The sequence below is a fragment of the Pseudomonadota bacterium genome, assembly GCA_030860485.1.
In the GTDB taxonomy this organism is placed as follows: Bacteria; Pseudomonadota; Gammaproteobacteria; order JACCXJ01; family JACCXJ01; genus JACCXJ01.
The window spans coordinates 1-11777 of record JALZID010000274.1 but is presented as its reverse complement, the minus strand read 5'-3'; the positions used below and the strand labels follow the sequence as shown (position 1 = coordinate 11777).

At 67.4% G+C, this 11777-nt stretch carries 14 protein-coding genes; 2 read left to right on the top strand and 12 right to left on the bottom strand.

The annotated features are described in order from the left end of the window. Nucleotides 1–644 precede the first annotated feature (644 nt). The 8 genes from M3461_16800 to M3461_16765 all read right to left on the bottom strand — a co-directional run bounded on the left by M3461_16800 (nucleotide 645) and on the right by M3461_16765 (nucleotide 7657). On the bottom strand, nucleotides 645–1463 hold the full coding sequence (locus M3461_16800) for a glycosyltransferase family 2 protein (protein ID MDQ3775886.1): 819 nt from the start codon (nucleotides 1461–1463) through the stop codon (nucleotides 645–647). Then, complete coding sequence (fabG, locus tag M3461_16795; GenBank protein MDQ3775885.1) at nucleotides 1460–2179, bottom strand: 3-oxoacyl-ACP reductase FabG; 720 nt, start codon at nucleotides 2177–2179, stop codon at nucleotides 1460–1462. Before fabG ends, M3461_16800 begins: the two co-directional genes overlap by 4 nt. Before the next feature lie 452 nt (nucleotides 2180–2631). After that, the gene (locus M3461_16790) at nucleotides 2632–3426 is read right to left on the bottom strand and encodes a beta-ketoacyl synthase chain length factor (protein ID MDQ3775884.1); all 795 of its coding nucleotides are present in this window, start codon (nucleotides 3424–3426) and stop codon (nucleotides 2632–2634) included. 64 nt (nucleotides 3427–3490) lie between these two features. Next, nucleotides 3491–4687, bottom strand: a complete 1197-nt coding sequence (locus M3461_16785) for a beta-ketoacyl-[acyl-carrier-protein] synthase family protein (protein MDQ3775883.1) — start codon at nucleotides 4685–4687, stop codon at nucleotides 3491–3493. A gap of 76 nt (nucleotides 4688–4763) precedes the next feature. After that, nucleotides 4764–5756, bottom strand: coding sequence for a hypothetical protein (locus tag M3461_16780; GenBank protein ID MDQ3775882.1), 993 nt, complete (start codon nucleotides 5754–5756; stop codon nucleotides 4764–4766). After that, nucleotides 5753–6061 (bottom strand): hypothetical protein, encoded by a 309-nt coding sequence (locus tag M3461_16775; GenBank protein MDQ3775881.1) that lies wholly within the window; start codon nucleotides 6059–6061, stop codon nucleotides 5753–5755. Before M3461_16775 ends, M3461_16780 begins: the two co-directional genes overlap by 4 nt. Then, nucleotides 6051–7394 (bottom strand): AMP-binding protein, encoded by a 1344-nt coding sequence (locus tag M3461_16770; protein MDQ3775880.1) that lies wholly within the window; start codon nucleotides 7392–7394, stop codon nucleotides 6051–6053. The genes M3461_16775 and M3461_16770 overlap by 11 nt, the downstream gene beginning before the upstream one ends. A 14-nt stretch (nucleotides 7395–7408) precedes the next feature. Beyond that, the gene (locus M3461_16765) at nucleotides 7409–7657 is read right to left on the bottom strand and encodes a phosphopantetheine-binding protein (GenBank protein ID MDQ3775879.1); all 249 of its coding nucleotides are present in this window, start codon (nucleotides 7655–7657) and stop codon (nucleotides 7409–7411) included. A 291-nt stretch (nucleotides 7658–7948) separates the two neighbouring features. On the opposite strand from M3461_16765, the gene M3461_16760 reads away from it, so the two are divergent. Continuing rightward, nucleotides 7949–8176, top strand: a complete 228-nt coding sequence (locus M3461_16760) for a hypothetical protein (GenBank protein MDQ3775878.1) — start codon at nucleotides 7949–7951, stop codon at nucleotides 8174–8176. A gap of 124 nt (nucleotides 8177–8300) precedes the next feature. Here M3461_16760 and M3461_16755 read toward each other — a convergent pair whose 3' ends face one another. Continuing rightward, on the bottom strand, nucleotides 8301–8414 hold the full coding sequence (locus M3461_16755; GenBank protein ID MDQ3775877.1) for a hypothetical protein: 114 nt from the start codon (nucleotides 8412–8414) through the stop codon (nucleotides 8301–8303). Further along, nucleotides 8414–9145 carry a hypothetical protein gene (locus M3461_16750; GenBank protein ID MDQ3775876.1) on the bottom strand — a complete coding sequence of 244 codons (732 nt, stop codon included), beginning with the start codon at nucleotides 9143–9145 and terminating at the stop codon, nucleotides 8414–8416. The genes M3461_16755 and M3461_16750 overlap by 1 nt, the downstream gene beginning before the upstream one ends. Before the next feature lie 541 nt (nucleotides 9146–9686). Here M3461_16750 and gorA point away from each other — a divergent pair. Beyond that, a complete protein-coding gene (gorA, locus tag M3461_16745) occupies nucleotides 9687–11036 on the top strand; it encodes a glutathione-disulfide reductase (protein MDQ3775875.1) in 1350 nt (449 codons plus the stop codon). 29 nt (nucleotides 11037–11065) lie between these two features. On the opposite strand, the gene M3461_16740 is transcribed toward gorA, so the two are convergent. Together M3461_16740 and M3461_16735 are read right to left on the bottom strand one after the other, a co-directional pair. After that, nucleotides 11066–11320, bottom strand: a complete 255-nt coding sequence (locus M3461_16740; GenBank protein MDQ3775874.1) for a DUF1244 domain-containing protein — start codon at nucleotides 11318–11320, stop codon at nucleotides 11066–11068. A gap of 45 nt (nucleotides 11321–11365) precedes the next feature. After that, nucleotides 11366–11539: a hypothetical protein gene (locus tag M3461_16735; GenBank protein MDQ3775873.1), complete on the bottom strand. Its 174-nt coding sequence runs from the start codon at nucleotides 11537–11539 to the stop codon at nucleotides 11366–11368. Nucleotides 11540–11777: the final 238 nt, after the last annotated feature.

The following is an 11777-nucleotide window of genomic DNA, read 5'->3' as shown; positions in this document are numbered from 1 at the left end:
GGAGGCCTACTGGGCGTTTCATAAGGCCCAAGAGCAAGAGCGTAACCACCGCTCACGGATGGCAAGTCACCTCTTCAAAGAGGCGGCCTGACGGGCCGAAGCGTCGTTCTAAAAGAGCCGCACCCATATCCGTTCGGAGTCTGTCCTCTTAAGCCGCTATGGCAACGGTGCTGGTTATAGTAGTCGCAGCTGAGGCCAGCGCCTATCGCCTCCTGGTCGAGCGGGTCGAAACCATATCGCCGAGGAACCGCAACTATTCTGGCAGTCTCAAGCCAAGGCTGGGGCCGAGCAGGCACCACGGAACGTGCCTGAGCCAGGCGCATGAGCACCATCTTCAACGGCTGTCAGAAAGGATGACCGCGATCGAGCGTATCGGTATCGTACGCTCGGCGGAAGGGGAACAGAGCGCTGCGCGCGAGGCCTGTGCGAAAGCACTTGCTATCTTCAAGGAACTTAAAGCGAAAGGCGTAAGCTATCCCGACGTCCGGGTCCACCAGCTCCGGCCGAGGGCGGCGACGCGCTGGGTATGGATCAATCGGGTGACGGTCTCTCGGGATTCGGGGTCCAAGCGGTCTCCGCCTTTGCCGGCAAGGCTTCAACGAGTCACTGCGCCGAGCGCCGGCTCCGCCCAATGCCGGCGCGGGTCACTCGATGCGCGAAGCGCTCTGCACCGCCGAGTCGGGATCGAGCGTGTGGTTCGGTTCGTCCATGGGCCGGACGGGCCGCCGGAGCGATCGATACAGGCCGCCGAGGTACAGCCGGCGTGCCACGAGCCTGCCCGCGACCATTCGGGTAATACGGGCGACGTCGACGAGCGGGCGAAAGTGGCTCTGCCTCGGGCCGAGGCGGGGGCGGGCGGTTACCGGTACCGCCCGCGCCTCGAAGCCGAAGCATGCGCCCTCGATCAAGACCTCGCTCTCGAACACGAAACTCCGCGCCTTCCCATGTCGCACCTTCACCTTGCCCAGTAGCTCTCGGGGATAGAAACGCAATCCGGACTGGCTGTCCACTATGGGGTAGCCTGCGGCCCAGGAGATCCAGAAGTCGGCGAAGCGATTGGCATAGTAACGGGCGCAGCTACGCAGAGGGGCTCTGCGGCGGGCATGTCTGGAGCGTGCTCCGATGAGCAACTGTCCCGGCATGCGTCGGTTCTCGGCGAGCAGCCGGGCGATGTCCTCTGGGGCATGCTGGCCATCGCCATCGAGGGTCACGACCCCTCTCGCCCCGCGCGACAGGGCATAACGGAAACCACGCCACAGGCTCATGGCCTTGCCGCGGTTGCGGCGGTTCCTGAGCAGCACCACCGGCAGCCCGGTGAGCGCCTCGGCCGTCCCGTCGCAGGAGCCGTCATCGACGACGATCACCCGCGGGAGCTCACGAAGCGTCCGCAAGGCGACCTCGCGTATGGTCGGCGCCTCGTCATAGACGGGGATCACGGCCCAGTAATCGCCGTCACGCGTCACGCCATGCCCCCATCGATGCCGATCACCTGGCCGGTGATATAGGCGGCCTGTTCGGAGGCCAGGAAGGCGACCAGCGCCGCGACCTCGTCGGGCCGCCCGGGCCGCTGCATGGGGACCAACGCCGCGATCCGCTCTGCGGGGAAGGCGTCCTGGGTGGCGGGCGAGTCGATGATCCCCGGCGCCACGATGTTGACCGTGACGCCCCGCGACGCCAGCTCCAAGGCGAGCGAGCGCGAGGCCCCGTGCAGCCCCGACTTGGCGGCGGCGTAATTGGCCTGGCCGCGGTTGCCGATGCGCCCCGCGACCGACGAGATGGAGACGATCCGCCCCCAGCGCGTCGCCATCATCGGTAAGAGGAGCGGCTGGGTGACATTGAAAAACCCGTGCAGTGACACGGCGATGACGGCGTTCCATTGCTCGTGGCGCATGCCCGCCAAGGGCGCGTCGGCATGGACCCCGGCATTGTTGACCAGGACTTGGATGGGACCGCCGTCGAGCACGGCGGCGAGCGCCGATCCCGCGGCCGCACGATCGGTCACATCGAAGGCCACGCTGCTCGCGGCCCCACCGGCCTCTCGGATCGCCTGTGCCAGCAACGCGGCTCGATCCGCACGGCGGTGGGCATGGACCACTACCTCCATTCCGCTGTGCGCCAGCGCTTGGCAGACGGCCGCGCCGATCGGCCCGCTCGCGCCCGTGACCAGCGCGCGTTTCATCGCCCCCCCGGATCTATTCGCACGCCCGCGGGATAAATCGAGAAAAACGGAGGCGCGTCCGGAGAGGATCTCGCGCCCGCCCGCCGCCACGCGAAAGCCATACATCGCGCGTCGGTCGTCATCGAGGATCCGGCTGGCCTCGATCGACAGCGGGGCCGCGACCTCATCGAGCCGCCCGGCATCCAGCCTCAGTTCCCGGACCTCGCCCAAGAGACCGGTACGCGGCTGACCGTGGCGCCCCGATGCCAGAGAGAGGTGCACGGCCATGGTCTGGGCGGCGTACTCCAACCCGCAGATCGCCCATAGGACCCCCGCGCGCCGCAGTGGATTGTCCGGGTCCAGGTGGGAGGTCGCCGTACAGCGGATGCGCGTCTCTTCGCAGGACTCCACGGTCTCCAAGAGACACATGGCGCCGGCATGAGGCAGATAGGCGCGCACATCGCAATGGGCCATCATGGCGAGATGCGGACGGCGAGGTGCCGGTCCTCCAGGTACTCGAACACCACCCGCTCGGCCGCGCCGCGCCCGAGGGCCGTAAGCAAGGGCAGGCCTCGCGCCGCGGGATTGCCGCGGCGTAGGGCATCGAGAGACGGATCGGATAGGCGCGTCACCGGGGTGTCGCGGCCACACAGATCCACCTGGAGGCGTGCCATGGCGGCGGTCCTCTGCCGCGCGAGGACGAGCGCCAGCGCGAAGGGCGCGGACAAGGGCCTGGCCGGGTACATGGGCTCCGGCGGCGGCAGATCATAGGCCACGAACAACACCGGGTGCGGCTCGGCCGCCACCTGCGCAGCCGCCTCGATGAGCCCGGCGGCGAAGGTCGCATCGTAGGCGGCGAGCGCCGTCGAGGAGCGCCGCGACCCGGTGGCGATGGCAAAGTAACCAGCCGCGGCATTGTGCACCGAGTGGTGGAACAGGGTAGGCGAGACGGCCCGCTCCGGGCTCGCGAGCGCGGCGCAGATCCGATCGAGGATCGCGTACTCGCCACCGGAGGAGGCGAACACGGTCACCAAGTCGGCTGCATCGACCTCAGCCGCGCGCATCGCCTCGTCGGCAACGGCGAGGGCATGGCGCACCAAGGCGCTGCTCCGGCGGCGTTCGTTCGGGGGCAGGAGCGGGGCGACCGGGTCCGGAGTGGACTCGAAGCGGTGGAGACGCTGGCCGGCCAGAAGCGCGCGGCTGTCGTCGGTATAGCCGGCAAGGGCCGGACCCAGGAGGCCAATCCCGCGCAGGTGAACCTCCGTCACAGTAGGGCAATCACAGTAGGGTAATCACAGTGGAGCGATCCCAAAGAGGCGATCACCGGGGGGATCACAGGCGCCCGAACACCAGACTGCAGTTGTTCCCGCCGAACCCGAAGATGTTGCTGAGCAGCCGGCGGATGGGCCGTGCCTCGTTGTCGAGTCGGATCGCACTCGTCATTACCGGGTCAAGGCGGGTGGTATTCAGGGTCCCCGGGATGAGCCCCCGGCTGAGACACAGGGCACCGATCACCGCCTCGGCGATCCCTGCCGCCCCGAGCGTGTGACCGGTCCAACCCTTGGTTGAGCTGCACGGCGTGCCGCGGCCGAAGACGATGCTTACCGCCCGGTCCTCAATGAGGTCGTTGGCCCGGGTACCGGTGCCGTGGAGGTTGACGTAATCGATGTCGCCGGCTGCAAGGCCCGCGCGTGCCAGGCCCTCGCCCATGGCCGCAATGGCGCCGAGCCCTTGCGGGTGCGGATGGGACATATGGTACCCATCGCCGCTCTCGCCATAGCCGAGCAGCACCACCTCCCCCGCGCTGCCGGCTAGGTCCACCCGCTCGAGGAGCGCAAAGCCCGCGGCTTCCCCGATCGACAGCCCGTCGCGCTCGACATCGCACGGCCGGCACGGTCCGGCGGCCGTCAGCTCCAGGGCCGAGAAGCCGTACAGGGTGGTGAGGCACAGGCTGTCCACCCCGCCCACCACGGCGGCGTCGCACAGCCCCGCCCGCATGAGCCGTGCGGCGCTGGCGAATACCTTGGCGCTCGATGAGCATGCCGTCGAGATGACGGCCGCGGGTCCGGAAAGCCCGAGGTAGCCGCGCACGAAGGCCGCCACCGAGAAGGTGTTGTGGCAATAGGGATAGCGTTCGATGAACTCCGCCGGCAGGGCGCCGCACTCGGGATCGCGCCGCCGGTAGGCGTTCTCGGTCTCCAGGATGCCGGAGGTCGAGGTCCCGAGCAGCACGGCCACGCGCTCGGCGCCGTAGCGCTCGCGAGCTGCATGGGCCGCGGACTCGAAACCGTCCTGTCGGAGCCCGACCAGGGCCAGGCGGTTGTTGCGGCAATCGAATGCTCGCCAGGCCCCCGGCAGGGGCTCGTCTTCCAGCCCGGCGACCCGGCCGATCCAGGTGTCGAGGGCCGCGTCCTCGAAATCGCAGGGACAGAGCCCGGAGCGGCGCGCGCGCAAGGCCGCGTAGGTCACCTCGCAACCCCTACCGAGGGCACTCGTGAGGGTGTAATGCGACACCAGCAGCGGGTTCATCGGCCGGCATTCGATCATGCGCGTCGCCACGCGGCGCCGTCGGATAGAACCTGGCCCGGAGCGGGCGTGGCGCTCATCACCGTGACGGCCGCCGCACCCGCGAGCCACGTACCCGCCTCATCTCGGCAGGCTCTATGCCGGGAGCCGAGCGAGTGCTGCGCGGCCGAGTGGTGACCGCATTCTCTTCGCCCCAGTAGTCGTAAAAATTGAACCAGTTATACGGTGCCATTCGACAGTAGTGCTCGAGGCGCTCGGCGTAGCGTTCCGTCCAATAGCGAGCGGCACCGGCGCGGTCCGGGCGGGCGCGGTCGATGCGCTCGGCCAGGAGCTCGAAGTGGATCGCGTAGCGGTTCCCGCCCAGGTACAGACCGAAGAACAACACCACCGGCACCTCCAGCAGGCTCGCCAGCCGGAAGGTGCCGGCCGGGAAGGCCGCGCGCCTGCCGAGGAACGGGCATTCGACGATGTGCGCCGGGTTCACCACGCGGTCCCCGAGGATTCCCACCACCCCGCCCCGGGCCAGGCACTCCTGAACTCGCAACATGGCCTCTGCCGTCCCGGCCGGGATCACATCGGCCACGGCCTCGGGATTGAGCCGCGCGAGCGCCGCCCGGATCATGGGCGCGTTGTCCTCGTGCATGACCAGCTTGACCTCCATCCCATATCCCCGGCCGCACGCGCGCGCCACCTCGAAACAGCCGAGGTGCGAGCCGAGTAAGAGGCAGCCCTGCCCCTCCCCAAGACGCGCTGCGAGGACCTCCAGGCCTTCGGTAGTGATGTTGAAACGGTGGAATTGGCCGGTCAATAGGTAGACCCGATCGAGGATGATCGAGGCGAAGGCGTAAAAGTGCCGAATGAGATCGGACGGGCCGGGGCGGCGGCCCAGGACGCGCGCCAGATAGCGCCGTGCAGCGCGCCGGGAAGGCCCCGAGAACACGACGAAGTACCACACGATCGGATAGAGCAGGGCGCGGGCAGCGCTACGGCCGAGGCCGAGCGCGATCCCGATGATCGTTGCCAATAACAGCCAATGGCCGCGCTCGCGCTGTCTGCGCCAGCCGAGGCTCATCGATGCTTCGGCTGGAAGGCCAGCCGACCCATGGCGACGGGCCGCCCACCGCTCGTGCAGGTGAAGGCGATCACCCCATCCGAAACGCCCTCCCAGTGCAGATCGAAGGTCTCCCCAGGCCTTAAGGGTGACAGAAACTTGACCCGCGGCACGGCGGTGAAGGCGATCCCCTCCCGGGTGCCTTCCAGGACCGCGGCCATTAACTCCGTGAGGATCACGACCCCGGGCACCACCGGGTCACCGGGGAAATGGCCCGCGATCGCCGGATGACCGGGATCGATCACGCAGGTCTTGTCAGCCCCCATGGATCGACCGCCTGCGACAGGTCTCTTCCAGGGTCGACAACCTCTCGCGCGGCAGCTTGCCGGTCTCGTTGCGCGGCAGGGCCTCGACGAGGTAAAGGGGTCTCGGCAGGAACGCGGGGTCGATGCGCTTCCTGAGCTCCGCCATGACCTCCTCCCGGCCTTTGCCCGGCGCGACCGCGAAGGCCACGAGTCGGGTGACGAGCGCCTGGCCATCCGGTGGCAGGAAGAACGCCGCATCGCGCACCCCATCGATGGCGTTTAACTGGTGGTCGAGATCGGCCAGGGTCGTGCGTCGCCCACCGACGTTGACCTCCTCGGCGGGCCGTCCGTGGAGGAGGAAGCGCCCCGCACCGAGGGGGGTGATGCGATCGGGGAACGGGACGCGCCGGGGGAGATAGCTCGCCTCCAGTTGGTCTTGGTCGGCGTCCCGGCACACCGTGATGCCATCGAGCGTCTGCCAGGTGGGGTCCGCCACCGTGCGTCGGGTCGCGACGCTCCCGGCCTCGGCACAGCCGTAGATCTCGTGGACGCGGGTGTCGAACATCGCCTCGGCCTCCAAGGCCCATGTGCGGGCGAGCGGCGCCGTCGCACACAGGATGAAGCAGAGCGCCGGCAAGGGGGGCCGCTCCATGAGGCAGGCGCGCAGGTGCAAGGGCGTCGTGACCAGCGCGCGGGGCGCGGGTACCCTTTGGAGGGCGAGGCGAATATCCTCTGGAAACAACGGCTTGCCTGCATAACAGCCGAGCCCGCATTGGAGCGGGAGCATGATCGAGGTTTCCAGGCCGAACATGTGGTGGTGCGGTACGGTCGCCACCACGGTAACGGCCGGCGGATCGGTGAGTCCGAAGCGCACGGCAGTGCGGCGGGCCACGATGCTGAGCGCCTCCCAGGTCTTCTGGTTCACTTTCGGCACGCCGCTGGTACCGGAGGTGAAGACCACGGCAGCGGTCTGATCACTGGGGATCTCCGGGATGCGCAGTTCCTGGCTCGGCCGATCAGCCGGGAGGTAGTGAAAGGCAGCAAGCGCCTCTACGGTTTCGGGTCCGTCCGTCAGGCAGTAACTCGCGGGGTACCGCTGCGCGAGCCCCGCCAAAGCCGTCGGTGCCCGGGTGGGCGGCAGGAGGGTGGTCTGCCCGCGCAGCAGGGCGGCCGCGAAGGTGACGAGGAAGTGATATCGGTCCCGGACGAGGTTGAGGGCCGCGGGCCGGTCCGGCAGCTCGTTAGCAAGCGCGATGACCTGTGCGAGGAACTGGGCCCGGGTATACGGCTCGCCCTCCGTGTAGGCCATTGCCGCATCGAGGTCAGCAGGACCGAGCAAGGGGAGTGTGTTCATGGGTACCATGCGCCTCACTTGGTACGACAGCGCGCGATGGCGCTACACAGCGCCCTGAGCGACGAAAAGGTCTCGGTGATGTGGGGGTCGTCGGAGCGCAACCGGTAACCATAAGCGCGCGAGATGGCGAGAGACAGCTCCAAGGCGTCGATGGAATCGAGACCGAGACCGGCGCCAAACAAGGGCGCCTCAGGCTCGATGTGCGCGGGCTCGATCTTGAGGTCGAGCGTCTCCACGATGAGGCCGGCGACCTCCGATTCCAGGGGGGTGGCATCCGCCGCGATCACTTCTTCGAAAGGGCATTTCACCCGTGTATGGCGTTTCCTCGTCACGCACGCCTTCGGGACCGCGCCATTATCGCAAGATAGCCCGTCGCTATCCACACCGGGCGTCTCCGCCGGCAGCCGCGCCAGACCCGACGGGCCCGCCCCTCGCGGGACGCCGCAGCGGGCTTGATGACCTGTCGAGCTTGACTACCAGTCGGGCTTGACTGCCTACTGGGCAATGAACCTTGTCGGTGAACATTACTTTTGGTGCCAATGGGAGTGACCGCCATGCCCGCACGCCACCCGAGATCGCATCCGCTCCCGAGCCTCGTCGCCGTGGGGGCCGCAATATCCTTGTTCGCGGCCTACCTCGGCTTCTGGGACTACGTGAGCCCGACGGAGAATCAGGATATGTGCATCGACGTCGAAGAAGGCGCGACCGACCTCTACATCGCGGGGCTCGCCCTCATCGGCGGCCTGACGACGCTCTACGGGTATTTCCGCGGCCCTCCATAACACCCGCGCGCATCGCGTCTCTGCGAACGGCCTCCCTTAAAAAAAAGGCCCCGCTCGAGGCGGGGCCGGGTCCCTTAAATCCGGTGCGAGGGTCAGCGGGACATACCGCTTCCCTGAACTCCTGTCATCGCTCGCACCGGCGCTTGTGCTTTCCCTTGCAGACGTCCGTCCCTGGGCCGCCATCCAACCGGTCCCTGCTACGACCACCCTTCAGCACATCCCGTCCATGGTTCCCCATCAGGGTGTCATTCCCTCGTCGTCCTTGACACCACACCGTTCATCCTGCTTGGGTGACTCGATCACGTTGATGGAGCGGGGCAGATCACCAGAGTCTTTGACCGCCTCGGCACCGTTCAGGCAGTTGTAGGTGCCGGAGATCACGCCCACCGTCACACCGCTGCCGGTGACTCCGACGTCCGTGCGGGCCACATCGGCCAGGATGGCGCGGTTGCCTTCGGTCGTGATGGAACCCGCGTTGGTCACCGTATATGACGGACGTGCGAACTGGAGGCTCGGTATGTCGGCCAGCCCTTCGATCTTGGCGATGGGGAACTGCCCGGATACCAGGCGCCCGAGCACCATCGAGTCGTGCATGCCCATCTCTTCGAGATCGGTGACCAGGCCGCCACCGTCGAACGCGGCGATGGCCTCGATCTCCACGTAGCCGTCCTGGACTCGAGCGAGCCCGTCGCTGGGTCCGAAGGCTGGGCCGTCCCCGATGGGCCCGGCGCGGCGCAGCTTCTGATGCGCTCGATACTCCTGATAGACCGCAAGAAGGGAGGACCCCACCTTGCCTCTCGTGGGATCCATCCCGATGCCCTCCGTCGCCTTTCCGTGGGCCTGATCCGTGTGCAGCTCGACCACCTCTCCTTGCTCGGTTGCCCGTTCCGCTGGCGCGGGTGCGGCCAGCAACAGCAGGGCGAGCGCGCAACAGGCGGTCTGCGTCTTGTGTCTCTGTCCTCTGTCCATCGAGTTAGCTCCTCGTTCCAGCCGATCGTCGGTCGCGTGGTTGGGCATGCAACGCCGGATGCAAAGGACAGGCCATATGTAGATTACGGCACCCGGTGAGACGGTAGGTGTTTGCTCATACGAGAGTTACGTCTTGGACCCGCGGATGTCTCACGAGCGCCGGTGGAGCCGCGCCGCGGCGGGGGCGACCACAGGCACCGTCGCCCCCTTGCGCCATGCGGGCTAGCTGTTCAGCCGGGTCGCGGCGATGCCCGCCGGATCCGCGAGCCGAACGCCGTTGTAGAGCAGGTAAACCGTGATTACCATGGCGAGGGTCGGATCGGCCGCGGGCCAGCCAAGGAGCGTGTCAAGGCAGAGCGCAGCGATGATGCGGAGAATGACCAGTACCTCCCCGACGTAGTGCAGGCGGATCGGGGCCGGACGGCGACCGACGCGTACGTGGCGCGGCGTAGGAGGCGCGTGGCGTGCGGATCGGGACAGGCAGGTACGGTCATGGACGGGAGATTCCTACCCATCCTAGCGGCAGCGCTCTGGCGCCTGAATGACACAAGACTACGACCTGTTCGTGATCGGCGCGGGCTCCGGGGGGCTACGGGCGGCGCGCGCGGCCGCGACGCTCGGGGCTCGGGTCGCGATCGCCGAGGAGCGCTACTTCGGCGGCACCTGCGTCAACGTCGGTTGTGTACCGAAGAAGCTCTTGGTCTACGCCGCACACTGCCGCGAAGGCATGGAGGACGCGCGCGGCTACGGTTTCGCGTGCGAGCCACAGGGTTTCGACATGGGCCGGCTGGTGGCCAACAAGGATCGTTATGTGGCGCGCCTGAGGGACTTCTACGAGGGCCTCTTGCGGGAGCACGGCGTGACTCCGATCGAGGGTCGCGCCGTGCTGGTCGATGCACATACCGTCGCGATCGGCGAGGCGCGTCATAGCGCCCGTTACATCCTCATCGCCACCGGTGCCTGGCCCGAGGTCCCGGATATCCCCGGGCGCGAACACGCCATCACGTCCAACGAGGCGCTGTCGCTGCCGTCCTTGCCGGGACGCGTGGTGATCGTGGGCGGCGGCTATGTCGCGGTCGAATTCGCCGGGATCTTCCATGGACTCGGCGCCAAGACCACCCTCGTGCACCGCGGGCCCCGGTTGCTGCGAGGGTTCGACGATGAGGCATGCGCCTTCCTGGCCGAGGAAACGAAAAAGAAGGGCGTCGACTTACGCTTCGATACCGTGGTGCGGGAGATCCGATCCCTGGGACCCGGTCTGCACGTGCTCCTGTCGGACGGGCAGCGCATCGAGGCGGACCGGGTGATGTTCGCCACCGGCCGTGCCGCCGCCGTCGCGGATCTGGGGCTCGAACAGGTGGGCGTCGCCCGCACCGAGCGCGGGGCCATTGCGGTAGATGCGAACTACGGCACCTCGGTGCCGTCGGTATATGCCATCGGCGACGTGATCGACCGGGTGCGGCTGACCCCCGTGGCCCTGGCCGAGGGGACGGTCGTGGCGCATCACCTGTTCGGCCAGGGCGCGCGGGAGCTGGATTACGAGGGCGTCCCGACCGCGGTCTTCAGCCAGCCGGTCCTCGCGGCCGTGGGGCCGACGGAGGCCGTGGCGCGCGAGCGCCATGCCGCGATAGAGGTCTTCAAACGCAGCTTCACGCCCCTGCAACACGCCCTCACGGGGCGCGGGGAAAAGGCCTTCTTGAAGCTTATCGTGGAACGCACGAGCGATCGCGTCCTGGCCGCCCACCTGGTCGGCCCCGAGGCCGCGGACATCATCCAGGGGATCGCGATCGCCATCCGCGCCGGGGTCACCAAGTCTGTGTTCGATGCCACGCTCGGCATCCACCCGACGGTGGCCGAGGAATTCGTGAGCCTGCGCCCGCCAGAATCCTAATTAAATTTGGGGTGCGCTGTGAACACCCGCTATTTCTGGAATCTGGCCTTCCATTCGCGGTACGGCATGCCATAGATGATCTCGCGTGCCTCGTCCTCGCTCAGCGCCACCCCGCGTTCCTCGGCCGCCGCGCAGTACCACTTGGATAGACAATTGCGGCAAAAACCCGCGAGGGTCATGAGGTCGATGTTCTGGACCTCGTTGTGGGTACGCAGATGTTCCACGAGCCGCCGGAACGCGGCGGCTTCGAGCTCGGTGCGTGTGCCCTCGTCTTCGATTGCCATGGCGTTACCTCCTCCGATACGGCCGGCACCGCCATTATAGCGGGGCTACGTGACGGGGTAGCCACGTACGAACAAGACCAGGGCTTCGATGTGGCTCGTGTGCGGGAACATATCGAATACCCCGGCGGCCTCGAGGCGGAAACCGTGTTGGGCGCATAGGACCTTGGCATCGCGGGCCAAGGTCGCCGGATGGCAGGATACATAGACGAGGCGCGGCACCGCACTCAGATTCAGTTCCTGGATGGGCCCCAGCGCCCTGCGCGCGGCGGGTCGATGACGACGCGCTCGAAAGCACCGCGCAGGACCGGTCCGGCCGCGTCGGGGGCGCTCATTCTAATGTACGTTCAAGTTGATACTAACTATCCACGGCCACGCCGTTATGCCGCGCACCCGGTTATGATCGTCCGCCAAACGTGGCAACCCCACATGCAACTGTGTGATCACGGCATCGAGGTGG